This is a genomic window from Spongiactinospora sp. 9N601, assembly GCF_044326295.1.
Lineage (GTDB): Bacteria > Actinomycetota > Actinomycetes > Streptosporangiales > Streptosporangiaceae > Spongiactinospora > Spongiactinospora gelatinilytica.
In genome coordinates, this window is record NZ_JBIRBB010000029.1 from 16,900 (window position 1) to 41,466 (window position 24,567).

A 24,567-nucleotide genomic window follows, 5' to 3' on the forward strand; every position below is an offset into this window, starting at 1 on the left:
GAGCGGTCAGTTCTCGCGCGTGGCGCGGCGGAACACCGCGAGGGCGATCGCCAGCAGGGCCGCCGCCATCCCGGCGAGCACCGCGAGCTCCGTGACCACGTCCCTGACTCCTGCTCCGGGTCGCGTCAGAACGAGGAGCGCGTCCATGCCCCAGGCGTGGGGGAACAGGTAGCCGATCGTGGTCAGTGGCTCGCCCGCGACCTCTTTCGGCCACAGGCACCCGCCGAGCATGCCGAGCACGATCCCCAGGGGCGGGCCGATCGCGGGCGCCTGCGAAGGGGAGCGCACGAGGCTGCCCACGAGGACCGCGGCCCCGGTCGCGACCAGGCAGAACGCGACGACGACGAGGGCCGTGCCGAGCGGGTCGCCCCAGGAGACGTCGAACAGAAGCGCGCTCACCACCATGATCATGGCGGCCTGCGCGACGGCGATGACGAACCTGCTCACCGTCTCGCCGAGCAGGACCGACCACTCTCTGACCGGGGCGGCGAGCGAGCGCCTGATCACGCCGAGCGCGCGGCTCTCCGCCAGCCCGGCGGCCACGGCCATGGAGTTGAGGAAGGTGAACAGCAGGAGGTTGGCGGGGGCGGTGTAGGCGAAGCCGCGCGGGGTGCCGGGGGTGGCGCTGGTGTTGGCCACCTCGACGTCGGGCGCGTCCGCCTGCGCCGCCCGTACGTACGCCGCCGCCTCGGACTCGGTCGCGCCCGCCGCGCGGGCCGCGCGGGTGGCCTCCAGCATCGCGGCCACCCGCCCGACGGCGACGCCCACGGTCCGTTGGGCGGCCAGGCCGCTGCCGTTGGACTGCGTCACCACCATGTCGAGCCGGGTGGAGCCGGGCCGGATCACCAGCCCGCCGGCCAGTTCGCCCGTTCTGACCCGATCCCGCATGTCCTGTTCGCCGGCTACTCCGACGATGTCGAGGTCGGGGTGCCCGCGCATCTGCTCCAGCACGGCGGTCGCCACCGGGTCGGAGTCCTGCGCCACGACACCCACCGGCAGCCGTACCTTGCCGGTGGCGGCGCCGCCCATCGCGAGCCCGACGAACGCGATGGCCAGGAACGGCATCACCACGATGAAGAACAGCCCGATCCGGTCGCGGGCGTGGCGCCGCAGGTTGGCCGCCACCAAGGCGAACACGGGACGCAGCGCTCCCTGCATCATCCGGTCAGTCCTCTCCGCAAGCCGACGGCCGAAAGGCCGCCGGCCACGAGCGCGATAGCGCACAGCACGCCGAGCGGGACCGTCACCGCGGCGATCCCGCCGCCGGAGCCGGCCAGTTCGATGAGGCCGGAGGAGATCCAGCCGTTGGGGGTCAACAGGGCCGCCTGCCGCAGGAACTCGGGCAGGTTGTGCAGCGGTACGAGGCTCCCGCCGAAGAAGGCGACCACGAACGAGACGCCCATGATGACCCCGTCCGCCTGCGCCTCGGTGCGCGCCCGGCTGGCGACCAGCATGGTGATCGCGGCGGCGGCGGCCGAATGCGCGGCGCACAGCGCCAGCACCGCGGCCGGGTCTCCCCAGGTGGTGCCGAAGATCAGCACGGAGGACGCCCAGGTGGCGCACATGCTGGCCAGCGCCAGCCCGAACCCGACCAGCGCTTTGGCCAGCACGGGCGTCCATAGCGGGATGGGCGCCACCCGCGTGCGGTCGAGCGTGCCCAGCCGCCGTTCCGTGAGCAGCCCTCGGACGGACGTCCCGGCCACGAAGAAGGCGAAGAGCGCGGCCATGCCGGTGCCGTAGTAGACGGCCAGATCGACCTTCCCGCCCGACAGGGAGTCGGCCGACAGCGCCAGCGCGGGACCGCCCGCGCCGTTGCGCTCCACGAACGCCTGCACTTCGGCGGCGGGCACGCCAGTGGCGATCGAGGCGCGCACGGCGAGCGTCCTGGCCTCGACCAGCGCGGACATGCCGTCCACGACGGTCTGGGCGAGCATCCCGGCGAGCGGGGCCTCTGGAGCGCTGAGCACGGTCACCTCGCCGCCCCGCCCGGCACCCACGCTCTGGCTGAAGCCAGGCAGGAAGACGATCGCGGCCCCGATCGTTCCCTCGTCGATCTGGCGCTGGGCCTCCTCCCGGGAGGGCAGGTCGCGTAGGGTCAGCACCCCCTTCAGCTCCTCGGACGCGGCCATCTCGCCGCGTACGCTGCGGGGGAACTCGCCGCCGTCCAGATCGACGTAGCCGACGGTGGCGTGCAACGGCGGGTCGTCCCCTCCGAGGGCCAGGCCGAAGATCGTGGCCAGCAGGACGGGGGCGACGAGCGCGACCAGCAGGGCGGTGCCGTCGAAGATCCGGGTACGCAGTTCCTGCGCGCTCACGACCAGGACGGGTCTCAGCATCGTCAGTCCCGCAGCGTGGAGCCGGTGAGGAAAAGGAAAGCGGCCTCCAGGTCGGGCTCGGCGATCTGGACCGCGGTCACGCCGGCGACGTCATGCACGGCCGCGAGCAAGGCGGGGAGCAGGTTCCTGCCGCCGTCCACGATCAGCCGTACCTCGCCGTCGCCCGTCTGGGCGCCTTCGGTGACCCCCTCGACGTCCAGCAGCAGGGTGAGCGCGGTCTCGATGTCGTCGGTGTCGAGGGTGAGCTCGACGCGGTCGGCGCCGCCGATGCGGGAGACCAGTTCCTTCGGGGTTCCCTCGGCGATGAGCTTGCCGTGGTCGATGATCCCGACCCGCTTGCAGAGCCGCTGCACCTCCTCGATGTAGTGGGAGGTGTAAAGCAGGCTCATGCCGTCGGCGACGAGCCGCTCGACCCCGTCGAGTATCGCCATGCGGCTCTGGGGGTCGACGCCGACGGTCGGCTCGTCGAGGAAGAGCACCGCGGGCCGGTGCAGGAGCGCGGCGCCGATGTTGATCCGGCGCTTCATCCCGCCGGAATACGTGGAGACCTTGTCGTCCGCCCGGTCGGTCAGGCCGACCAGGTCGAGCACCTCGCCGATCCGGCCTGCTAACGCCTTCCGCGGCAGGCCGTAGAGCCGGCCGAAGTACCGTAGGTTCTCGCGGGCGGTCAGGTCGGGGTAGAGCGCGATCTCCTGGGGCACGTAGCCGATCTTCTTCTTGGCCGCGATCGGGTCGGCCGCGAAGTCCTTGCCGTCGATCAGCACCTTTCCGGAGTCGGGCCGCAGCAGGCCGACGAGCATGGAGATCGTCGTGCTTTTGCCGGCGCCGTTCGGGCCGAGCAGCCCATACGACTCCCCGGGCTCGATTCGGAGACCGACGTCCTGGACCGCGGCGAGGTCTCCATACGACTTGGACAGGCCCACGCAGACTAAGGTCGCCGTCACGGGCCTGACCAGCCCGCCAGGTTGGAAGGCTCCCCGGCGCCCGCGAAGTTGGCCAAGAACGTGTGTGCCTCCGGGTCCCCGCCGATCTGGAAATCGAGCGGGCTGTTGCCGGTGACCCGGTTCCAGAGGATGTGGTTGTCGAAGGCGTCGTCGCCGCCCCACTCCTTGGAGGAGGCCACGACGAACGCAGAGCCCATCACGGACGGGCCGCTCGGGTGGTTGTCGTGCACATGGTTGCCCACCACAGAAACCCGCTGGCCGCCGATCAACGCCAGGCCGACCCCGGAGATCGGCGGGCCCGCCTCGCCGATCCCGCCGGGGGTGCTGCCGCTGGCCAGCCGGTTGCCGTACAGGTCGTTGTCAGCGATGAGACAGTCGGCCACCCCGCCTTCCGGCTCGCCCTCGTAGGTCTGGTTGATGGCCAGGATGCCGGCGGCGTTGCCGTGGCAGGTGTTGCGGAGCAGCCGAACCTTGGAGGAGTTGTCGAGGAAGATGCCGAACGCGTTGCCGAACGTCTCGTTGCCGGCGACGAGCGCGTCGGCCTCCTTGCAGAAGCTCAGGGCCACCCCGGCGTACTGGCTGCCGGAGGCGCGGCAGGAGGTCACCTCGCAGCCCGTGGACTCGCGGATGTACAGCCCCCAGATGGCATTGTCGAGGGCCTCCAGATCGTCGAGCAGGAGGCCGCTGACCGTGTGCGCGTAGACGCCGGCACCCGAGAAACCGCGGAGCGACAGCCCGCGCACGGTGACGTCGGCGACCTCGTGCACGCTGATCCCGCTGAGCACGTCTCCCTGGGCCTCGTGCAGGGGCGGGATGCCCGGGGGCGCGCCGCTGCCGGGCACCAGCACCGTGCGTCCCGCTCCGGCGCCGACCAGGCTGACGCCGCCGTGCTTGATCCACAGGCTTCCGGCGTACTCTCCTTCGGCCAGCCGCACCGTCGCGCCCGCGCCCACGGCGTCGAGCGCCTCCTGGACCGGCTCCCCCGGCCGGACGAACACCTCGGACATCATGCCTCCATCGGGTCGTCGATGAGTACGATCGCCACCGCGATTAGCAGTCCGTCGCCCCGGCCCCAGCGGGCCGCGCCCAGCACCGGTGCGTCCTCATTATGCACCCCCAGTCTGGTCAGCGCGGCTCGGCGGCTGGCCCGGCGGATGGTGTAGGTGGCGCGGTGCGTCAGGGGCAGGCCGATCGATCCTGCCAGGCAGGTCGCGGCATCGTCCAGCAGCCCGGCGGCCTGGGGCGGCACGGGTCCGGCAGGCTCGAAGTCGTCCCAGCGGAACCCATGCGCCCGCCCGCCCACGGCCTTGATGAAGCTCTCCTTGACCGGGAAGGACTCCGGCGTCGGCAGCCGTCGCCGGAAGGCGGCGCCGCCGCGCCGGGCGGCCTCGGCGACCCGTTCCTCAGCGACGATGTCCACACCGACTAGGACGGCGGGCTCGCTCACGCGTCACTCTCCGCGAGCCCGTCCAGGAAGCGCTCCAGACTCGCGATGTACGCGCCGGGCTGTTCGATCATGGGGATGTGCCCGCAGTCCTCCACCACCACGACCTCGCAGGCGGGGTAGTCGGTCAGCAGCTCCAGCCAGGCGTCGATCGGGGTCATCCTGTCGTGCCGACCCCAGATGTATATGGAGGGACAGGTGACCTTGTCCATCGCCGGCCTGACGCGGTAGGTGCGTGTCGCCTTGATGCTCCTGGCCATGCTGAGCATCGCGGCCGGCTTGCTGAGCATCTGCGCCGTCTCCATCATCTGTTCGTCGGTGAACAGATGCTCGCCGTGGAAGAGCGCGCACAGCATACGGTCGCGGAACTCCTCGCCCTGTGGGCGCACGCTGGCCCTGCGGTCGAAGCTCAGCCCGACGTCGGGGTCGGGGGTGAGGCCGGGCGCGCCGCTCACGACGATGCCGCGGATCCGCTCGGGGCGGCGGCCGGCCAGGTCGATCGCCACCAGCCCGCCGAGCGAATTCGCGCACAGCACGATCTCCTGCGCACCCGCCTCGTCGCACGCCTCGATCAGGGCGTCACCCAGGCGTTCGATGGACCCGGCCACCTTGCTGTCCAACGCGCAGATCGCCTCGTTCGTCCGCAGGACGGGGTGGCCGGCACGGGCGAGAGCGGCGTACTGACCGTCCCAGATCCACTTGCCGGCGAACAGGGCCGACATGAAGGCGACGGTGGGCCGCGCGGCGTCGCCCGGCCGGTGCTCAAAGGTGAAGACGGTCATGGCGCTCCTGTCACAGTAGGGAGGCACGGTCGGGAACCCAGCCGCAGTTGCAGGCCGTCCCGTCCTCGACGGTGACGACGCCTGCGCAGCCGGGGCAGCGGGCGTACTCGCGTATGGCGGCCGGCAGCCAATGGCTGATCAGCGCCCGCGTGCACAGCCCGCCGCGGAAGAAGCGGCGCATCGCGCGCTGGTGCGGGCGGGCGTTCACGGCTCGCACCGACTCGGGGCGGTCGAACGCGCTCAGGGTGAACTTGCGATCGCCGATGTCGAACGTGGCCAGGCCGAGGAACCCGGTTGAGGCACGCATGGACTTGACGACCTCGACGCTGAGCAGGTCCACCTCGGCCGCCTCCGCGCGGTCGCCGACCTGTAGGCAGGTCAGCGCGAGTGCGCCGGGCGGGGCGACTTTGGCGGCGGTCATCCGTGCGCTAACCCCGTACTCCCTGACCTCGTCGGCGGCGGGCACGAACCTCGGGCCGTAGCCGAGCGCCTCGGCCACCGCCAGCCGGTCGAAGCACCTGCGGACGTGCGCGCCGCCGGTCACCAGGTCGGTGCCGGTGACCTCGAAGGACCGGCCCGCCGCGGGGATGCCCAGGTAGGCGGTGCGGTGGTCGGCACGCAGCGTCCAGGACACCACGGCGGCCTCCGGCCCCTCGACGACGTGCTCCACCTCGAAGCGCAGGCCGCGCAGCCGCTCCATCACGGCGCCGGCGTGCTCCTCCAGCTCAGCGCCGCTCAGCGGCCCTGCCGTGTCAGGGTCGGTGTAGGACCTCACAGTATGGGCCACGCCGGTCGCGTCACCGGCCTCCCATGCCTTGAGGTGATCGTGGGCCAGCTTGGCCAGGGTCATCGCGGCACCTCGTCTTCCGGTAGGCGGGCCGAGATCAGGGCCACCGCCAGCGCCCGGTCGCCGGTGTGGCTGATGGAGATCCTGATCTCCCGCTCGGCCGCGAGCTTCGCCAGGTCGCCGACGAGCCGCACGGCGGGCGGGTGGCCGTGAGCGCACCCGGCGTCGCGCCGGCAGTTGGCGGCGGGCCGGGGCAGCACCTCGGCCCCGCGCAGGTGCTCGGCGGTCGGGGCGACATCGAGGAGCCGCAGCACGGCGTGTTTGGCCGCCAGCCGCCCCGCCCAGTGCTGGAGAGTGCGGCCGGCTCCTGAGCGCAGCCGTTCGGGCCTGGTGTAGACCTCCTCCAGCCGTAGGTCGGCGACGAGCTCCTGTGGCCGGGTCAGGCCGGCGAAGCCGACCTGCGCGAAGCCCCACCGGTTCACGCGGCACGCTCCCGCGCAAGGCGCCGCGGGGTCGCCGGGTCGGTCATGCTCAGGCAGCGGACGCCCGCCGCGCGGGCGAGCCCAGCCAGCACCTTGCTGTCGCCCGCCTCCACGCACAGCCCGAGCGGCACCGTGTGCGCCATGGTCTCGGCCCACCTGACCCTGGCTGTGAGCTGCGTGATCAGGGCCTGCCTGATCACCGCGAGGTCGATGGTGGGCTCGGCCGTAACGTTCGGGACGACAGGGAGGTCCGGCTTGCGCATCGGAGTGGCGAGCACGGCCCGCGCCCAGCCGGGGAGCGCCTCGCTCATGAAGGGCGAATGGAAGGCGTTGCCAACTTTGAGCGGCACGACCTTCGGTGCCAGCCCGGCGAGCCGGTCCAGCGCGGGGAACGCCCCCGAGACGACGACGTGGCCTGCGGCGTTCTCCAGCCCGACGACGAGCGGCTCGCCGTGCCGCTCGGCGGCGGCGGCCAGCTCCTCCACCTCCCCGACCGGCAGGCCCATGACGGCGCTCATGCCGCCGGTCCCGCCGACCGCGGCCATCAGCCGCGACCTGGTCTCCACCAGCCGGAGGGTCTGCTTCAGGCCGAGGACCCCGGCGGCGTGAAGGGCGCTCAGCTCGCCCACGCTGTGACCTGCGACCAGCGCCGGCTCATGCCCCTCGGCTCGCAGGACCGCCAGCGCCGCCAGGTTGCACACGGTGACCGCCCGTTGGGCGTGCTCGGTGGCGACCAGCCGGTCCAGCGGGCCCTGCGCGCACAGCGGCGTGATCGGCTCGGAGAACAGCTCGTCAGCGGCCTCGAACACGTCCTTGGCCGCCGCCGCGCGGCGCAGCCAGCCGCCCATGCCGACGCGGACCGTGCCCTGGCCGGGGAAGAGGAAGGCGGGCATCACAACCTCCGCCGGGGACGCCGCTCGGGCTCGGCGGCCCGCTCGGTGCCGAGAAAGCCGAGCAGCAGCTTGTTGAGCTGGTCGGGCGCCTCGATCGGGATGTAGTGGCCGACGCCGTCGATCCGCTCGTAGTGCCACGGGCCCTTGACGAACTTCCCGGAGCCCGCCATGCCCTCCTCCAACAGGGACCTGTCCTGGCTGGACCAGATGCCGAGCGTGGGGGCGTAGACGGGCGGGAAGGCCCGGGGGCCGGCCAGCTCCGCGGCGGGCGAGCGGTTGGCGCGGTACCAGTTCAGCGCCGCCGTCAGCGCTCCCGGCCGGGCCAGGTCGCGGATGTAGCGGTCGTGGTCGCCCTCGCGCCCGATGATCTCCTTGAACAGCCGCCAGCCGTTGCGCCGCAGCAGTTCCTCGCTGACCCCAGGGAACTGGTAGAAGAGCATGTACCAGGAGGCCGCGCGCTGCTCGATCGACTGGGAGGCGAAGACCCCAGGGTGCCCGACCGACAACGTGACCAGGTGATCGACGCGGCGAGGTGTCAGAAAGGCGTACATCCAGGCGATGGCCGCCCCCCAGTCGTGGCCGACGACGTGCGCCCGCTGGATGCCAAGCCGCAGGGAGAGCGCGACGACATCGTTGACGATCGTCTGCATGGTGTACGCCTCGGCCTCCTGCGGCTTGCCGGAGTCGCCGAAGCCGCGCAGGTCGGGCACGATGACCCGAAAACCTCTGCCCACCAGCGCCGGGATCTGGTGCCGCCACAGGTGGGAGGAGTCGGGGAATCCGTGCAGCAGAATGACCGGGTCGCCCTTGCCCTCGTCGAGGTAGGCGAGGTCGACGCCGTTGACGGTGAGATGGTTCTTGGTCACGCGCTCTCCCTGAAAAGGCGCTCGGCGAAGAACTCGCTGAAGCCGAAGTCGGGTACGTCCTCGGGGGCCACCAGGTTGAGCAGACCGGTCACCTGCGCGCCGAAGTGGCGGGCCGCCAGCCGGTTCACCCTGCGCCGTCGTTCGAGCGCCTCGTGCCCGAACGACGCGTGCAGCCTGGCGATGATGCTCGCGCCGTAGTGCAGGCGCCGCATGCGGAACGTGCGCTCCTCCAGGAAGGGGGCGAAGACCTCGGGCCGCCAGTCGTCGCCGGCGAGCAGGACCTCCGACACCATACGCGCGTCGCGCAGCGCGCAGGAGAGCCCCGTGCCCAGGACGGAGTCGGTCCGGCCGGCCTCGTCGCCGATGAGCACGACTCCCTCCGCGACCGTGGGCCGGTCGGGCACGGACGACAGGCGCGGCCAAATCGCCAGCGGACCGGCCGGCCTGGCCACGGTGACCGCCTTGCCCCGGTCCGGCAGGCATTCGAGCTCGTAGTCAGCGATGAATCGCTCGGGCCCGCCGGGGCCCCTGTATCGGTCCTGGTTGGTGGTGGGGAAGTTCATGTAAAGGCGGGCCCGCCCCGCCTCCTGCGGGAACACCATGAACATCACGTCGCCCTCGGTGCCCAGCGCCTGGGTATCGGCCGGCCAGTCGCCCATGCCCTCGACCTTGAGCGCCCCGCCCCACTCGTGGGTGGCAGTGGTCATGGTGACGCCGATCTGCCGTCCGACCTTGCAGGCACGGCCCGTGGCGCCGAGCACCATCCTGGCCTTGATCGTGTGCGGCCCGTCGAACCCCTGGTAGGTGACGACCGGCTCCATGCCCGGGGCGATGGTGATCTTGGCCGCCTCCATCACCACGCGGGCGCCGCTCGCGGCCGCCTGCTCGGCCAGGATCTCGCACACCCTGTGGTGCGGGAAGGAGAGCGGGCCACCGACGCTGGGCAGGAAGCGGGTCATGTCCACGGACTCGACTTCCTCCGGCGGCACGGCCTCGTCCCAGGTCACCCAGTGGCGCATCTCGCAGGCGCCGGCCACGGCGAAGCAGTCGAGCACACCCAGCCGCTGCGCCTCCTGGATCCCCCACGGGGCCAGCCACTCCCCCCGGGCGAGGTCGGTGAAGGCGCGTTGCTTCTCCAACAGCACGACCGACAGCCCGCCCGCGGCAAGCCGGCAGGCCGCGGCGGCGCCGCCGATGCCGCTTCCGACGACGACCACGTCCGTGTGGCCGATGCTCATGTCGCCCACCTCTCCCAGAACGTGCGTTCCTTGGCCGGGTAACGCTTGGCCGGATGGAAGTCGCCGCCCAGGGTGTAGCCGACGCCGACCATGCAGATCTGAGTCACTCCCGACGGGATGCCGAGCAACCGGCCGATCTGCCGTTCGAAGGGCAGGTGCAGGCAGGAGATCGAGCTGCCCAGCCCCCTGCTGCGCAGCGCGAGCTGGAAGGACCAGATGGCTGGGTAGATCGAGCCGTAGAAGACACTGGAGCGCAGCGGGCCGAGGCTCACCTCGCGGATGGGATCGCCTTCCGGCGCCCCGGCCACCTGGCGCTGCCACTGCTCGTCCACCGCCCTGCTGTCGGGCGGCCGGGAGATCACGCAGGGCAGGACCAGGGCGGGGATCCGCCCGATGTTCGCGGTGAAAGCCGCCACCGACGCGTCCATCCGCCGGGCTTGCGGCGCGTGCCTGCGCCGGCCCGCGCCCATCATGGCATTGCGGTGGTGGCGCCATGCGGACGCGGCCAGCTCCGCGATCTGCTCCTTGACCGCCGCTTCGGTGAGGACCAGCCAGCGCCAGTTCTGGTGGTTGTTGGCCGTTGGCGCCTGGACCGCGATCTCCAGTGCCTCCTCGATGAGCTCGCGGGGGACGTGCCTGTCCAGGTCGAGTCGGCGCCGTACCGAACGGGTCGTGGTGAGCAGCCGGTCCACCTCTCCCACGTCGAAGGCACCCGTCATGGCGCCCCCAGCAGAACGGCGCCGCGCACTGAGCCCGGGGCGGCCGACAGTACCAGGACCCGGTCCGGGGACCCCGGCAGCCGCGGCTTGGTGAGGTAGTCGTCCAGCTCGCCCACCTGCGGCCTGCCCAGCCCGCGCAGCGCGGGCGCGACGCCCTCCCTGATGGCCAGGGCGGCCACCGCCAGGTTGAGTGCGCCCGTGGCGGCCTGGCAGTCGCCGGTGTGGACCATGCTGCTGGTGAGCGGTCCGCCGCAGTGGCCCGCCAGCACGACCTCGGCCTCCTCGGCCCCGCCGTTTCCCACGACCAGGCCGGCCTCCTGCGCGGGCAGCCCGGCCAGGGCACGAGTCAGCGACTCGGCCTCGTCCCCGTCCCCGGCTCCCGCATGGCTGCTCGCCAGCACTCGCGCGTACGGCGTGCCGCCGCGGGCCGCGCAGTGCTCTGCGGACTCCAGCACGAGGGCGACGGCCGCGGACCCCGGCGCCGCGTCGGGCGCGCCGGCGTCGTACGGCGACACCACGGTCCCCTCGGGCACCCGCATCGAGGTCTCGTCCGCGGCCAGCACCAGCACGACTTCGGTCTTGCCCGCCTGGATGAGCTCCACCGCGCAGTCGAGCGCGACGGAGGCCGAGGCCCCGCCGTTGCAGATCGTGGTCGTTGGGCCGCGCAGCCCGAGCGTCTGGCAGACCGCGCCTCCGGTGGCGTTGAGCACCACGTTGGAGAAGCTCAGGACAGCCGGTTTGGTGGGGTTGACCTCGACACTCTCGTCGTAGCCGCCGGTGCTCTCCACCGAGCCGGCAGCGGTGGCGAAGACCAGCCCGACGTTTTCCAGCCCCGCCCTTGGCAGCTTCAGCCCGGAGTCCTCCCAGGCCAGCCGGGAGGCCGCGATCGCCATCCTGGACAGGTGGTTCATGTGCCGCCACAGTGAGCGGGGCGCGAACGTGCGCGTATCCAGCGCCGGGCCCGTCCCGATGGCGTGCCGTCCGCTGAGGATGGCCTCGGCCAGGTCCGCCACGCCGATGCCGAGGCCGGTGACCGGGCCCAGGCCGCTGATCAGGACGTCGCGTTCCCGCCACGGGTCGTGCTCGCGCGGGGCGGAGGGCGTGGTCAGCACGAGGGAGACGTTGTTGCCGCCGAAGGCGTAGTTGTTGGACACCACCACCTCCAGCGGCACCGCCCTGGCTGTGTTGGGCACGTAATCCAGGTCCTTGGCAGGCACGTCGTCGCCGAAGCCGAGCGTCGGGGGCACCATCCCGTGCCGCAGCGCCAGCACGCTGGCGACCGCCTCCACCGCGCCCGCGGCACCGAGCGTGTGGCCGACGAACGACTTGATGCTGCTGGTCGGCACCCGGGCGGCCTGTTCGCCGAAGACCGCCCGCATGACCTTGGCCTCCATGGCATCGTTAGCGGGCGTGCCGGTGCCGTGACCGCTGACGTAGCCCACCTGCGCGGTGGTCAGGCCGGCCTCGGCCAGCGCTCGGCGGACGGCGCTGATGCCGCCGCGGCCCGTGGGGTCGGGGGCGGTCGCATGGTAGGCGTCGGCGGACAGTCCGTAGCCGGCGACCTCGGCCAGCGGCGTCGCGCCCCTGGCCAGCGCCGCGTCGAGCGGCTCCAGGAGCAGGAACGCCGCGCCCTCGCCCAGATTGAGCCCGTCTGAGTGGCTGTAGGGCCGGCAGGGGCCCGTGCTGAGCGCCTGCAGGCCGGCGAATCCTGCGTACGTGCCGAACAGCAGGGGATCCACCCCGCCGGCGAGCACCACGTCGGCCTCGCCTCGCTGGATCTTGTCCTTGGCCAGGCCGACGACGTTCCCTCCGGCGGCGCACGCGGTCGAGATCAGAATGCGCGGGCCGCGCGAGCCGACCCGCGCGGCGACGACGTCGGCAGTGCGGTGCATCGGCTGATAGCGGCCGACGGCGTCGGGTGTGGCCTGGCACTTGCCAAGGACGATCCCGAACCTGCCGGGGTCGGTCCCGCCCAGCGGGAGCGCGGCCTGCTCCATCGCCTGGCGGGCGGCGACGAGGGCGAGCTTGGCCGTGCGGTCCAGCACGGCGTCGGACGGGGGCCCGGTGATCCACTCGTCGGGCACCTGGCCCGCGTACCGGGCCTCGAAGACGGCGAACTTCTCGTCCTCGACCGGCGTGAGCCCGCCTTGCCCGGTGGCAAGCCGGTGCCAGAACTCCTCGGGGTCGCGGCCGGCCGCGCAGATGACCCCCAGACCGGTGATGACGACAGGGCGCAACGCCATGCCTGCTCCTCCTCTATTGATCACGCGTCAGATGATCGGCACACTCCAGCTTTTCGGCAGGACGTACGGGCTGGTCAGAGTGACGATCTCGGCGCCGTCCACAGCCAGTTCCAGGCCGGCCGCGGCCAGATCCTCGTCGATCCTGATCAGCCCGAGCGGGGTGCCGAGCCCGACGCTGTGCACGGCGTGAACCACCGTGCCGACGACCTGCCCGGCTGCCGTGACCGTGGCGCCCGGTTCGGGGACCGTTGTGCCGCCACTGAATCCGATCGTGCGCCGCCCCTGCTCGGCGAACGCGGCCAGCACCGGTTCCTTGCCGACGAAGGATTCCTTGGTGATGTCCAGAAGCCAGTTGGCGCCGATCTCGACGACGCTGGTCCCCTCACTCGCCTCGTGGCGGACCACCGGCTGGCGGACCTCCAGCATGGCCAGTTCGAGCGCGTCAAGCCCAGCGGGACGGGCGTGCTCCAGCGCCGCGGCCCACAGCCTGGGCGCGTCGGACACCGGGACGATGAACTGGTAGCCGTACTCGCCGGTGAAGCCGGTCCTGGCGAACAACAGCTTCATGCCCTCCCACTCGGTGTCCACGACCGATTCGAAGGGCAGCGCGGGCAGCTCCGGGTCGAGGAGGCGGCCGACGACGCCCCAGGCGTACGGGCCCTCCAGACCGATCACGATCAGCGCGTCCGAGATGTCGACGATCTCGACGCCGGGGTGGTCTTGCGCCAGCAGGTGAGCGAGCAGGCGCGGGCCCGCGCCACTGGAACTCTCCAGGATCACCCCGTCCTCGCGGCCGATGACGATCACCTGATCGACGATCTGGCCGGCCTCGTCCAGGACGAGGCTCATCATGCAGCGCTCAGAGACGAGGTACTCCACATCGCGGGCCAGGACGCGCTGGGCGAACTCGGCGGCCCCCTCGCCTGTGATCTTGATGAGTCCCAGAGAGCTGAGGTCGAACAGGGCGGCGCGCTCCCGGAGGGCCCGGTAGTCCTCGTCGAGCGTGCCGAAGCGTAGCGGCACGCGGGCGTCCAGCACCTCGCCGAACACGGTTCCCTCGGGATGGGCGTACATGGTGATCACACCTTTCCTGGGTTGATGGCCGACGGGTCGGCGATGGTGATGAGTCCGTCCGCCGCGACCTGGCCGTTCACCCGGGCCGCTACCCTGAACTCCGCGTAGCCGGGCGTTCCCGCGCTCCGGTCGGCGGACAGGACGAGCTGGTCCCCCGGGACGATCGGGCGGCGGAAGCGCATCGACTTGACCCCGGCCAGATAGCTGATCCTGCTGGCGCCCTTCAGGACGAAGACCACGCCGGCGAGCTGGGCCAGCGCCTCGATCACCACGATGCCCGGCAGGATCGCCCGCTCGGGGAAGTGGCCCTGGAACCACAGCTCGGTCCCGGCCACGTTCTTGATCGCGACGCCCTTGACGCCCGGCTCCACCCGTTCGACGCGGTCGAGCAGCAACATCGGCCAGCGGTGCGGGATCAGCTCCCTGACCTGATCGTGGCTCAGGTCGGTCATGGTGGCGGCGGGGTCGGGGGCGGTGACCGTCACCTGTGCGCCCGCAACTCGGGGTCGATCTCGGTGGCCAGCCGCGAGACCGAGCCGAACACCTCCATATCGCTGTCGTAGAGCGCGACACCGAACTCCGCTTCGATAGCCACGTACAGTTCGAGCACGTCGAGGCTGTCCAGCTCCAGGCCCCGTCCGAACAGTGGCTGGTCGTCGGTGATCCAGTCGGGCTCGACCGGCAGGTCGAGCCGCGATACGATCATCTTCTTGATCTGGGCGCAGGTGTGCTTGCGCTGTGCCGCACGCGCGCGCAGTTCGTCGATCGTCATGCATCCTCCAAGCTCGCTCGGCTGATCACTCCAGGCCGCCACCGTGGGCGACGAGCACCTCACCGGTGATGTACGACGCCTTGTCGGAGGCGAGAAACGTCACTGCGCCGGCAACCTCCTCCGGGCGTCCCATCCGGCCCAGCCGGATGCGGCTTTCGTACTGCTTCCTGATGGCGGCGGGCACATTGCGGGTCATGTCGGTGGCGATGAATCCGGGCGCCATGACGTTGACCCGCACTCCGTGGGGCGCGGCCTCCTTGGCCAGCGCCAGGCCGAAGGCGATGATGGCGCCTTTGGACGCGGCGTAGTTCGCCTGGCCAGGGAAGCCTCCGTCGAGCCCGCTGGCTGAGGACAGCAGCACGATCGCGCCCCTGCGCTGGTGCTGCATGATCCGCATCGCAGCCCTGCAGCACAGGAACGTCCCTGTCATGTTGACGTCCATCGGCTCCAGGAACTGCCGCAGGCTCATCGCCACGAGTTGCCGGTCACGGGTGATCCCCGCGCTGGTGACCAGCACGTCCAGCCGGCCGCGGTCGGCACGGATGCCGGCGAACATCCGCTGAACCGCCGCCTCGTCGGTGACATCGGCCTGGATCGCCGTCGCGTGACCGCCCTCCTCCTCGATGAGGGTCACCACTTCCTTCGCGTCCGCTTCCGAGCGCGCGTAGTTGACCAGGACGTGCGCGCCTTCGCGAGCCAGGTCGATTGCCACCGCGCGGCCGATTCCGCGCGATCCCCCGGTGACGAGTGCGACGGAGTCAGGGGTGAACAACATCCACGTCTCCCGTGTCCGATTTCGCGTTTACCCGGAAACTATCGGAGTGCCATTTCACGGCGTTATCATCTGCTTATCCGCCTATTGACTCGCTAAATGGCGTTACGCGACTCTGACGCCATGGAAGAGAGCGACGTCGAGGTCCTGGTCGTCGGCGGCGGGCCGGTCGGGCTGTCCATGTCGGTCGAGCTGTCCCGCCACGGAATCTCCTCGCTCCTGGTGGAACGACACGAAAGCACGTCCATTTTTCCGAAAGCACGCCTGCTTTCCACGAGGACGATGGAGCTGGTCCGGGCATGGGGTGTTCAGGCCAAGGTCGAGCAGGCCGGGATGCCCAGGGAGGAGACCCTCGCCGTCGGAGTCGGCAGTTCGCTGACCGCCGGGGACCTCCTGCACGCCGCGGCCCCTATCGAGGCGTACGCCCCGCAGAGCCCGACCTTTACCTACCTCTGTTCCCAGGACAGGTTCGAGGTGATCCTGCGTGACCTGGCCGAGGCGCAGCCGGGGGCTGACGTGCGCTTCTCGACGACGATGACGGGGATGCAGACGACCGGTGAGGGCGGTGTCGAGGCCGTGATCGAGACATCGGCCGGGACCGCCCGCCGGGTGCGCGCCCGCTACCTGGTGGCCGCGGACGGCGCGCGCAGCGGGATCAGGCGGGACCTCGGCATCGCGGTGGAGGGCCCGCCGCCGATCGGCCACATGGTCAGCATCATGTTCGACGCCGACCTCCGCCCCCTGCTGCGTGGCCGACAGGCCGCCCTGTACTTCCTACTCAGCGACCCGCCCGGTGCGGTGGAGGCGGTCGACAACCGCCACCGCTGGATGATCCAGACGGGGTACGACCCGGCCGAGGGCGGCAGCCTGGACGACTTCACCCCGGACTACTGCCTGCGGGCCGTGCGCAACGCGGTGGGCGTGCCCGACCTGCCCGTGGACGTCGTCGGCACCATGCCATGGCTGCAACAGGCCATCGTCGCAGAGGAGTTCCGCAGGGGCCCGGTCTTCCTGGCCGGAGACGCCGCGCACGTGTGCACCCCGCAGGGCGGTTTCGGGATGAACCTCGGCCTCCAGGGTGTGCACAACTTGGCCTGGAAACTGGCGGCAGTGCTGCGCGGCGCGGCCGGCCCGGCGCTCCTGGACACCTACCAGGCCGAGCGGCGGCCGATCTCTGACCGGACCGCGGAGGAGAGCCTGAACAATTCGCTCATCACCTTCACCATGATGGAGGGCCGCCTGTCGTTGCAGGAGGCGATCGAGCGGCAGGCGGGGCGGCGCCTGGCCGAGGGCCTGGTGCTGGGCGTCCACTACGACTCCCCTGCCGTGGTGCCCGACGGCACGCCCGCCCTCGCCTCAGAGGACCCGTACCGGACCTACGTCCCAATCGCCAGGCCCGGCCACCGCGCACCGCACGTGTGGCTGTCCGGCGGGCCGCACCGGGTTTCCACACTCGACCTGTTCGGCCCCCACTTCACCCTGCTCACGCCGGTGGGCAGCGGCTGGGTGCAAGCCGCCAAGCAGAGCGCGCAGGACTGCGGGATCACCCTTGAGGCGGTGGAGATAGGAGTGGGCGGGTCGGCCGGACGGCTCGCCTCGCCGACCTGGGCCGAGGAGTACGGCCTCACCGCGACCGGCGCCGTACTGGTCCGCCCCGACGGCCATGTGGGCTGGCGGCAGGCGGCAGGCGGACCCTCCGCCGCCGTCCTCACCTCCGTCATCGAGACGCTCCTGGCGAGGACCTGACCCCAAGCCGGGGTCAGGCGGGCGAGGAACGGGCCGAGGGCATCAGCCCGGCCTCATCCCGCAGGATTCGATCATGCAGATGCCGCAGCTCGGGCCCCGGTTCCAGGCCGATCTGCTCGATCAGGTCACGACGCGCGTCCAGGTACGTGCACAGCGCCTCGGCCCGGCGGCCGGAGCGGTATTGGGCCAGCATGAGCTGCGCCCGCGCCCGCTCGTGCAGCGGATACCTCGCCACGATGGGACCCAGCTCGGCGATCACCCTGTGGTAAAGGCCGAGGTCCAGCTCCAGGTCCAGGCAGAGCTCGATGGCCTCCAACCGAGACTCCTCCAGCCGGTCCATTTCGTACCGCAGGCCAGGCATGTCCTCGGAGGCGTTGCCCCGCCACAGGGCCAGCGCGCCGCGCAGCAGCGCCACCGCCCCCTCCCCGTCGCCGGAGGCCGCGGCAGCACGCGCCCGGGCCACCATGTCCTGGAAACGGAGCCAGTCGATGGTCTCGGGGGCCGCCCTGACCAGGTATCCCGGGCTGCACGTGACGACGGCCCCGCTCGCGTCGCCGAGCGCCTTGCGCAGCCGCGACACACAGATGGCGATCTGCCCCCGTGCACTGCGCGGGACGTCCTCCACCCACACGACCTCGATGAGCCGCTCGACGCTGACGACCCGGTTGGCGTGCAGCACCAGAGCGGTCAGGATAGCGCGTTCCCTGGCGCTGCCGATCTGGATCTCGCCCCCCTGCCCCTGCACCTCCAGGGGACCCATCACGCGGAACTCCAGCGCGGTCACACGAACCTCGCCGCGTAGCGTTCCAGTTCGTCGGCCGCCCGCCGGGTCCCGCCGGCCGCGTGTACCTCGCGCCTCATCTCGCGCAAGCTCCGCTGGACGGCCTCGTCCGCCACGACCTCCTCGACCGCGCCGATCAGCCACTCCGCGGTGATCTCGTCACTGTGCACGACACGCCCAAGATTCAGGTCCCTGACCTGCCTGGCCGTGGGCTGGTCGATGACCGAGACGGGCATGATCACCATGGGGCAGCCGGCGTGCATGGCCATCATCACCGTGCCCAGGCCGCCGTGGGTGACGGCGACCGAGGCGTGCGGCAGCACCGCCTCATGCGGCATCCAGCGGTGGATCTCCATGTTGGGCGGTAAAATGCCGAGGTCGTCCGGGTCCATCCCGTCCCCCACGGTCATGACGATGTGCCAGCGTGTGCCGGCGAAGGCCCGGACGCACATGCGAAAGAACTCCGGGTACTGGTTGTGGATGCCGCCGAGCGAGACCAGCGCGACCGGCCCGGCGTCGGCGGGCGGTCGCCACGAGCTCTCCGCGGCGGGCTCGGGCAGGCACGGCCCCACGAAGGCGAACCGCTCGTCGAAGGTGGAGCCGGCAATCTGGAAGCAGCGTGGGATGTTGACCAGGCTGAAGTCCTGGATCTCCCACCACAGCTCGGCCGGCGGCACCTTGACGTCCTGACTGGCGGCAAGGTTCTCGATCTTGACGAACATGTCGTCCATCCAGCCCGGCAGGCCCGCGGATCTGCCCTCCTCGTTGTAGATGGCGTTGAGGTAGGAGAAGTGGGCGTTCGAGGCGAACATCGGGACGGCCTGCACGGCCGGCACCCCCCACTTCCTGGCCAGCACCCGCCCGCCGAACAGGATGGAGATGTCGTAGACGATGACGTCGGGAAGGTCGTCCTCGATCCGGCCGATCTCCTCCAACATGGCCTGACTCTCGTCCACGAGCAGACTGAACAGGTAGAGGGGGTCGTTGGAGATATGGGAGCGGTTCGCCTGGCGATACTTGGAGTCGTAGGTCAGCACGGTGGCCCCCGTGGCCGCGACGAAGGCGGCCATGCTGTCGCCCGTCAGGTATGTCACGCGGTGCCCCCTGGCGACGAGTTCCGTCACCACGGCCAGCGTGGGCATCACGTGACCGTGGTCGGGGTGGGCCATGAAGAGGAAGTGTCGTGTCATGTCCCGGACGGTAGTGAACTGACCCGTGTCAACGGGACCCCACACTTTCAGGGGGCGCGAGGCCAGGAAACTGGGGTCCTCGCCGGTCGAGATAGGGGATCGCCCCTCCCCCCTAGCCGCATAGCCTTGCCCGGATCTCAAGGGAAGGACGGGGCGATGCCCATCAGGGTCTGGGACTACCTGCCGGAATACGAGAACGAACGTAAGGACCTGCTGGACGCGGTAGAGAGCGTGTTCCGGTCGGGGCAGCTCGTCCTCGGCGCGAGCGTAAGCCGTTTCGAGGCCGAGTTCGCCGCCTTCCACGGAGCCCGCCACGGCGTCGGCGTGGACAACGGCACCAACGCCATCAAGCTTGCCCTCCAAGCGCTCGGCGTGGGGCCGGGCGACGAGGTGATCACCGTGTCGAACACGGCCGCGCCGACGGTCGTGGCCATCGACGCCGTGGGCGCGGTCCCGGTCTTCGTGGACGTCGACCCCGTCACCTACCTCATGGACACCACCCGGGTGGAGGCCGCGATCAATGATCGCACCCGCTGCCTGCTTCCTGTCCACCTCTACGGGCAGTGCGTCGCGATGGAGCCGCTCGAACTTCTGGCGGAGCGGCACGGCCTGGCGATCCTGGAGGACTGCGCGCAGGCGCACGGCGCCATGCACCATGGGCGGAGGGCCGGGTCGATCGGCCGGGCGGCGGCGTTCTCTTTCTACCCGACGAAGGTGCTGGGCGCGTACGGAGACGGCGGAGCCGTGCTCACTTCGGACGACGAGGTGGCAAACCGGCTGCGCAGGTTGCGCTACTACGGCATGGAGGACGCCTACTACGTCGTCGAGACGCCGGGCCACAACAGCAGGCTCGACGAACTGCAGGCGGAGATTCTGCGCCGCAAGCTCCAGCGGCTGGAGGGCTACATCGATGGCCGCCGCGCGGTGGCGGCCCGCTACGCCGAGGCCCTCGCCGGCAGCGGGCTCGTCCTGCCCGCCACGGCCGAGGGCAACGAGCACGTCTACTACCTGTACGTGGTGCGGCACCCGCGCCGCGACGCGATCCTCGACGCGCTGGCCGCCCGCGACATCCAACTCAACGTCAGCTACCGGTGGCCGGTCCACACCATGTCCGGCTTCGCCCACCTCGGCGCGGGGCCGCTACCAGTCACCGAAGAGCTGGCCGGGCAGATCTTCTCGCTGCCCATGTACCCCTCGCTGCCCACGCACGTTCAGGAGCGGGTGATCAGGGCCTTGCTCGAGGCGCTGTGACGAGGCTGGTCAGGCAGACGTAGAGGCTGCGGGCCTGTACATTGACGTAGAAGCTGTGCCGCAGCAGCTCCGCGATCTGGTGCTGGGCGACCCACCGGTATTCGGGGTGGCTCAGGTCCTCGGTCGTCTCCACCACAAGGTAGCGATTGCGGGCGCGGTGGAAGCGCCCGCCCTCCTCGGACAGGATCGTGTCGTACCTGACGTCCGGCGGCCTCGCCCCGAGGACGAGGTCGAGGAAGGGCGGACGTGCCGCCTCGGGCAGCACGTCATAGTTGCCGGGTGCGCACTGCACCGTGGGCGCCAGCTCGATCACGTCGGCGTACCCGGCCTCGGCCCTGGCGTGCATGAGCACATGCAGAACCCCGTCGATCCTGCGGACCAGGAAGGCGATGACGCCGGTGCCGACCGGCTCGATCATGGGCTGGTCCCACGCGGCCACCTCCCGGCCCTCTGCGCGCACGCTCACCCCGATCACACCGAAGAACCGGCCGCTGTCGTGGACGATCGCTCCATCGGCATGCCGCCAGCCGCGCAGGCCGGCGAGCGGGCGCGGCCAGGTGCGCAGCTCGGTGCTGGTGCGCATCTCCGTGATCCAGCCCAGGATCTCATCGGTCGAGTGGTGACTGCCCGCGGCCGGGTCGTACGAGCGGGCCAGCGTGTCGACGAACCCGCCGGTCGGCGCCGACCGCGCCAGCCCGGGACCGGCCAGGGGCAGGCAGGCCAGCACTGTGCGCGCGTCCATGTTCACCAGGTCAGGCACCGCTATCAGCCGGTGCACCTGCCCGAGCGTCAGCCAGCAGAAACCCTCGGCCGCCTCCACGTCGTCGGCCGCCTCCACCACCATGTTCCTGTTCCGCTTGCGGTAGAACCAGGCGCCCTGCTCACTCTGCCGGATGTCGGCGATCACCCCGGGCCCCCCGGCGTCGCGGAAGTGCTCCAGGTACGGCACCGCCCGCCCCTGGTGTACCCGCGTGTAGTTGCTCCTGGTGGCCTGGACCGTGGGTGAGAGCTGCACGCCGTTGTGGTTGCCCGGCTCGCGTTTGGCCTGCATGAGGCAGTGCAGCGTCCCGCCGATCTCCTTGACCAGGACGCCGAGGACGCCGATCTCCGGCTGATCGATGATCGGCTGGCTCCAGCGCGGGACCGCCCGCTGGGGGAGGTGCACGTCGAGTCCGTGCACGCGGAAGAACCGGCCGCTGTGGTGGCGCAGGTCGCCGGTCCGCTCGTCGGCCCGCCAGCCGGTCAGCCCGACCAGGGGCACGCGGCTCGTCTCCATCCGCGTGCGACCGGCCGCGCTCGCAAGCCAGTCCTGGAACTCCGCCACAGTCGCGAACTGTCCGCCCACGCCGAACGCGGAGGCCACCAGCCGCTCGTGCGTCGAGGTTCGCGTCCGCACCGGCACCTGGGCCGTCATGCGGCACCGAAGGCGGCCTCGATATCCAGGCACGCCTCGTACTCGGGCAGCGGCGCCGCCGCCAGGGATGGTGCGGCCCTGTCCCGCTCCGACAGCACGGCGTCGCCGGGCACCGGCAGCCCGATGGCCGGATCGCCCACAGCCAGGGCGAGCTCGTTGGCCGCCTGGTACCGCTGCGAAAGCAGGTAGTTCATGACCGTGTCGTCCTCCAGCGCGAGAAAGGCGTGACCGAGCCCCGGCGGCAGGTAGAGCGCGCTGAGGGCGTGGGCGTCCAGCGCGACCTCCTCCCACGCGCCGAACGTGGGCGAGCCCGTTCGGAGGTCCACGACGAAGTCGCGCACCCTGCCCCGCGAGCAGTACACGTACTTGGCCGTGCCGGGTGGGGCCAGCGTGTAGTGGATGCCGCGCAGCACGCCGCGCCTGGAAACGCTGTGGCTGGTCTGAGCGACGGGGAACAGCGGGTGGCCGACCGCCCTGACGAACGCCGCTTCCTGGAAGGGCGAGACGAACAGACCGCGGTCGTCGGGAAACGTGTCGGGGATGAATTCGAATGCGCCGATGACGGCGAGCTCGCGTGACTTCATCGCAGAAAGCCTCCGCGAGCCCGCGCGCAGGGTCAACGACTTAGGGGTTCGCCAGGGGGTGGATAGGGGGTGTCCGCCAGCGTGGCGATGGTGGCCCGGAGCGCCTCACGCAGCGTCGTCCTGGCCCGCCAGCCCGTCCGCGCATGGAAGGCGGCCGGATCGGCGACCACGCTGGTCACCTCCATCGCAGTGAGGCCGTCGGGCCGCGGCACGGCCAGCACCGGGACCGGTGGCCGCCCCGTCCGCTCGGCGGCCAGCTCCGCGATCGTGGTGAACAGCTCCATCAGCGAGGTGCCCACGCCGGTGCCGACGAGCCAGTGCCGGCCGACGAGCGCGCCAGCGTGGTCGAGCGCCGCCAAGAACGCCTCGGCGGCGTCCCCCACGTGCAGGAGGTCGCGTTCGGCCGAGCCGTCGCCCCACACGGTGAGCGGCCGGCCGTCGAGTGCCTGGCGGGCCATCGCGGCGACCACGCCCCGGTCGGTGGCCGTGGGCGCGATCCTGCCACCGAAGACCGTCGGCAGCCGCAGCGTAACGGCACGTGCGACGCCCTCGGCCGTGGCGGCCTCCAGCAGCCGCTCGGCGGCCAGTTTCTGGCGGTCGTACGCGGTGGCCGGCGTGTCGGGCTCCGACCCGTTCAGCCGCCCGCCGCCGCACGGCCCCGCCTGGGAGGTCGAGCCTGCGAACAGCACCACGGGGGGCACTCCCCGCCGGGTCCGCAGCGCCGCGACGAGGTCGCGGACCACCCCGACGTTGACCCGCTCCCCCATCGGCTCGGCTGCCGCCCGCCATGTGCCCTCCTTCCCCGTGTAGAGCAGCAGATTGATCACGACGTCGGCGTCGGCGACGGCTTCGGCCACCGCGCCGGGCTCGGTGAGATCTGCGGCGTGCGCCCCGGGCAGGGCGGGCGGCCGGCGGGCGACCGGACGCAGGCGTACGGGCCAGTCCGCCAGGCGTTCCAGCAGGGCGGAACCCACGAGGCCCGAAGCCCCGAGCACGACTACCAGCGGTGGCCGGTCAGACAACGCGCACCTCGGGGACGTACAGGATCCACTTGCCGCCCTTCTCGCGGAACGCCCGCTCCTTGTCCATGATCTCCTCGGCGTGGTTCCAGGCGAACAGCAGCGCGTAGTCCGGGTAGGGGTCGGAGAAGGCGTCGGGGGGCACGACCGGCAGATGCGCGCCCGGGGTGAGCCGCCCCTGCTTGGCGGGGGTGCTGTCGCACACGAAGGGGACGAGGTCGGGGCCGATGCCGCAGTAGTTGAGCACGGTCGCGCTCTTGGCGGTGGCGCCGTACCCGGCCACTCGCCGCCCCTCTGCCCGGAGCCTGGTGAGCAGCGACGTCAGATCCTCCGCGATGGCGGCGACCCGAGCGCCAAAGGCGCGCAGGACGGCGAGGTCGGCGACGCGCGCGACCGCCTCGGCCGCGATCAGCTCGGCCACCGCGGGCGTCGGCGTCCTGGTGCCTTGGCGGGCCAGGGTGTAGCGCACCTCCCCGCCGTGCACGGGCAGCCGCTCCACGTCCACCAGCTCCAGCCCGGCCCCGCGCGCCATCGCCCGCACGGACGTGGCGGTGAAGAAGAAGAAATGCTCATCGTAGATCTGGTCGAAGGAGGTGCGTTCCAGGATGTCGGCGAGGTAGGGGTCCTCGAACACGAAGACGCCCTCCGGCGCCAGCAGCGTGCGCACCCCGGTCAGAATCGAGTCGATGTAGGGGATGTGGCACAGGGTGTTAGCCGCATAAATGACGTCGGCCGGGCCGTCCGTAGCCAGGATGTCGGCCGCCGTCGCGGCCTCGAAGAAGTCCGTACGCACGCGCACGCCCTGCTCCCTGGCCCGCTCCGCGACGCCACCCGACGGCTCGACGCCGAGGTGGCGCACCCCGGCGTCGGCGATGACCCGCAACATGGTGCCGTCGTTGCAGCCGATCTCCACGACGAACGGGTCCGGCCCGGTCAGCTCCGTGACCAGCAGGCACTTGGCCAGCTTCATGAAGTGCGCGCGCATCACGGCGGAGCCGGCCGACAGGTACGGGTAGTCGTGGTGGAACATCCGCTCCCTGGGCACCTCGGCCATAAGCTGGACCATCGTGCATGACTCGCACAACCCGGCGGCCAGGTCGTAGAAGAACTCCTGTCCGATCTCGCCGGGCAGGACGAACGCGTCGGACAGGGGCTGTCGGCCGAAATCGGCGAACTGGCTGACTCTCCCCCCGCAGACGCGGCAGGCGGATGTGGCTGACATCGGGCTCC

The 24,567-nt window shown here is 71.2% G+C and carries 25 protein-coding genes; 2 read left to right on the forward strand and 23 right to left on the reverse strand.

The genetic code is table 11. From position 1 onward, the window contains the following. Positions 1 to 6 precede the first annotated feature (6 nt). Genes ACH34R_RS41515 through fabG form a run of 17 tightly spaced genes read right to left on the reverse strand, consistent with a single transcriptional unit; the run spans position 7 to position 15,355 of the window. Entirely contained in the window at positions 7 to 1,161 is a 1,155-nt protein-coding gene (locus ACH34R_RS41515; RefSeq protein WP_397567111.1) for an ABC transporter permease, read from the reverse strand. Beyond that, positions 1,158 to 2,336: an ABC transporter permease gene (locus ACH34R_RS41520; protein ID WP_397567112.1), complete on the reverse strand. Its 1,179-nt coding sequence runs from the start codon at positions 2,334 to 2,336 to the stop codon at positions 1,158 to 1,160. Before ACH34R_RS41520 ends, ACH34R_RS41515 begins: the two co-directional genes overlap by 4 nt. Before the next feature lie 2 nt (positions 2,337 to 2,338). Continuing rightward, the gene (locus ACH34R_RS41525; protein WP_397567113.1) at positions 2,339 to 3,280 is read right to left on the reverse strand and encodes an ABC transporter ATP-binding protein; all 942 of its coding nucleotides are present in this window, start codon (positions 3,278 to 3,280) and stop codon (positions 2,339 to 2,341) included. After that, entirely contained in the window at positions 3,277 to 4,287 is a 1,011-nt protein-coding gene (locus ACH34R_RS41530; protein WP_397567114.1) for a right-handed parallel beta-helix repeat-containing protein, read from the reverse strand. The genes ACH34R_RS41525 and ACH34R_RS41530 overlap by 4 nt, the downstream gene beginning before the upstream one ends. Then, positions 4,287 to 4,727, reverse strand: coding sequence for a hypothetical protein (locus ACH34R_RS41535; RefSeq protein ID WP_397567115.1), 441 nt, complete (start codon positions 4,725 to 4,727; stop codon positions 4,287 to 4,289). Before ACH34R_RS41535 ends, ACH34R_RS41530 begins: the two co-directional genes overlap by 1 nt. Further along, the gene (locus ACH34R_RS41540; protein WP_397567116.1) at positions 4,724 to 5,506 is read right to left on the reverse strand and encodes an alpha/beta fold hydrolase; all 783 of its coding nucleotides are present in this window, start codon (positions 5,504 to 5,506) and stop codon (positions 4,724 to 4,726) included. The genes ACH34R_RS41535 and ACH34R_RS41540 overlap by 4 nt, the downstream gene beginning before the upstream one ends. Positions 5,507 to 5,516: 10 nt before the next feature. Beyond that, positions 5,517 to 6,356, reverse strand: a complete 840-nt coding sequence (locus ACH34R_RS41545) for an ester cyclase (protein ID WP_397567117.1) — start codon at positions 6,354 to 6,356, stop codon at positions 5,517 to 5,519. After that, on the reverse strand, positions 6,353 to 6,775 hold the full coding sequence (locus ACH34R_RS41550; protein WP_397567118.1) for a phosphopantetheinyl transferase: 423 nt from the start codon (positions 6,773 to 6,775) through the stop codon (positions 6,353 to 6,355). Before ACH34R_RS41550 ends, ACH34R_RS41545 begins: the two co-directional genes overlap by 4 nt. Continuing rightward, positions 6,772 to 7,668: an ACP S-malonyltransferase gene (locus ACH34R_RS41555; RefSeq protein WP_397567119.1), complete on the reverse strand. Its 897-nt coding sequence runs from the start codon at positions 7,666 to 7,668 to the stop codon at positions 6,772 to 6,774. The genes ACH34R_RS41550 and ACH34R_RS41555 overlap by 4 nt, the downstream gene beginning before the upstream one ends. Further along, positions 7,668 to 8,534: an alpha/beta fold hydrolase gene (locus tag ACH34R_RS41560; protein WP_397567120.1), complete on the reverse strand. Its 867-nt coding sequence runs from the start codon at positions 8,532 to 8,534 to the stop codon at positions 7,668 to 7,670. Before ACH34R_RS41560 ends, ACH34R_RS41555 begins: the two co-directional genes overlap by 1 nt. Continuing rightward, positions 8,531 to 9,772: an NAD(P)/FAD-dependent oxidoreductase gene (locus ACH34R_RS41565; RefSeq protein ID WP_397567121.1), complete on the reverse strand. Its 1,242-nt coding sequence runs from the start codon at positions 9,770 to 9,772 to the stop codon at positions 8,531 to 8,533. Before ACH34R_RS41565 ends, ACH34R_RS41560 begins: the two co-directional genes overlap by 4 nt. Further along, a complete protein-coding gene (locus ACH34R_RS41570; protein ID WP_397567122.1) occupies positions 9,769 to 10,491 on the reverse strand; it encodes a nitroreductase family protein in 723 nt (240 codons plus the stop codon). Before ACH34R_RS41570 ends, ACH34R_RS41565 begins: the two co-directional genes overlap by 4 nt. After that, on the reverse strand, positions 10,488 to 12,734 hold the full coding sequence (locus ACH34R_RS41575) for a beta-ketoacyl synthase N-terminal-like domain-containing protein (RefSeq protein WP_397567123.1): 2,247 nt from the start codon (positions 12,732 to 12,734) through the stop codon (positions 10,488 to 10,490). The genes ACH34R_RS41570 and ACH34R_RS41575 overlap by 4 nt, the downstream gene beginning before the upstream one ends. 27 nt (positions 12,735 to 12,761) lie before the next feature. Then, positions 12,762 to 13,808: an aminomethyltransferase family protein gene (locus tag ACH34R_RS41580; protein ID WP_397567124.1), complete on the reverse strand. Its 1,047-nt coding sequence runs from the start codon at positions 13,806 to 13,808 to the stop codon at positions 12,762 to 12,764. Positions 13,809 to 13,813: 5 nt separating this feature from the next. Next, positions 13,814 to 14,293, reverse strand: a complete 480-nt coding sequence (gene fabZ, locus ACH34R_RS41585) for a 3-hydroxyacyl-ACP dehydratase FabZ (RefSeq protein WP_397567125.1) — start codon at positions 14,291 to 14,293, stop codon at positions 13,814 to 13,816. Then, positions 14,290 to 14,580 carry an acyl carrier protein gene (locus tag ACH34R_RS41590; protein ID WP_397567126.1) on the reverse strand — a complete coding sequence of 97 codons (291 nt, stop codon included), beginning with the start codon at positions 14,578 to 14,580 and terminating at the stop codon, positions 14,290 to 14,292. Before ACH34R_RS41590 ends, fabZ begins: the two co-directional genes overlap by 4 nt. Before the next feature lie 25 nt (positions 14,581 to 14,605). Then, a complete protein-coding gene (fabG, locus tag ACH34R_RS41595; RefSeq protein ID WP_397567127.1) occupies positions 14,606 to 15,355 on the reverse strand; it encodes a 3-oxoacyl-ACP reductase FabG in 750 nt (249 codons plus the stop codon). Positions 15,356 to 15,475: 120 nt separating this feature from the next. Here fabG and ACH34R_RS41600 point away from each other — a divergent pair, with 120 nt between their 5' ends. Further along, positions 15,476 to 17,098 carry an FAD-dependent monooxygenase gene (locus ACH34R_RS41600; RefSeq protein ID WP_397567128.1) on the forward strand — a complete coding sequence of 541 codons (1,623 nt, stop codon included), beginning with the start codon at positions 15,476 to 15,478 and terminating at the stop codon, positions 17,096 to 17,098. 13 nt (positions 17,099 to 17,111) lie between these two features. On the opposite strand, the gene ACH34R_RS41605 is transcribed toward ACH34R_RS41600, so the two are convergent. Both ACH34R_RS41605 and ACH34R_RS41610 read right to left on the reverse strand, forming a co-directional pair. Then, the gene (locus ACH34R_RS41605; protein ID WP_397567149.1) at positions 17,112 to 17,858 is read right to left on the reverse strand and encodes a BTAD domain-containing putative transcriptional regulator; all 747 of its coding nucleotides are present in this window, start codon (positions 17,856 to 17,858) and stop codon (positions 17,112 to 17,114) included. Between the two features lie 20 nt (positions 17,859 to 17,878). Further along, positions 17,879 to 19,069 (reverse strand): macrolide family glycosyltransferase, encoded by a 1,191-nt coding sequence (locus ACH34R_RS41610; RefSeq protein ID WP_397567129.1) that lies wholly within the window; start codon positions 19,067 to 19,069, stop codon positions 17,879 to 17,881. A 156-nt stretch (positions 19,070 to 19,225) separates the two neighbouring features. Between ACH34R_RS41610 and ACH34R_RS41615 the strand changes: the two genes are divergently transcribed. Then, positions 19,226 to 20,320, forward strand: a complete 1,095-nt coding sequence (locus ACH34R_RS41615) for a DegT/DnrJ/EryC1/StrS family aminotransferase (protein ID WP_397567130.1) — start codon at positions 19,226 to 19,228, stop codon at positions 20,318 to 20,320. Here ACH34R_RS41615 and ACH34R_RS41620 read toward each other — a convergent pair. The 4 genes from ACH34R_RS41620 to ACH34R_RS41635 are packed head-to-tail and all read right to left on the reverse strand — an operon-like array spanning position 20,295 to position 24,559. Continuing rightward, positions 20,295 to 21,716: an NDP-hexose 2,3-dehydratase family protein gene (locus ACH34R_RS41620; protein WP_397567131.1), complete on the reverse strand. Its 1,422-nt coding sequence runs from the start codon at positions 21,714 to 21,716 to the stop codon at positions 20,295 to 20,297. The two genes, ACH34R_RS41615 and ACH34R_RS41620, sit on opposite strands and share 26 nt — an antisense overlap. A gap of 14 nt (positions 21,717 to 21,730) precedes the next feature. Beyond that, complete coding sequence (locus ACH34R_RS41625) at positions 21,731 to 22,318, reverse strand: dTDP-4-dehydrorhamnose 3,5-epimerase family protein (protein WP_397567132.1); 588 nt, start codon at positions 22,316 to 22,318, stop codon at positions 21,731 to 21,733. 32 nt (positions 22,319 to 22,350) lie between these two features. Then, entirely contained in the window at positions 22,351 to 23,340 is a 990-nt protein-coding gene (locus ACH34R_RS41630) for an NAD-dependent epimerase/dehydratase family protein (protein WP_397567133.1), read from the reverse strand. Continuing rightward, positions 23,333 to 24,559: a methyltransferase domain-containing protein gene (locus ACH34R_RS41635; protein WP_397567134.1), complete on the reverse strand. Its 1,227-nt coding sequence runs from the start codon at positions 24,557 to 24,559 to the stop codon at positions 23,333 to 23,335. Before ACH34R_RS41635 ends, ACH34R_RS41630 begins: the two co-directional genes overlap by 8 nt. Positions 24,560 to 24,567: the final 8 nt, after the last annotated feature.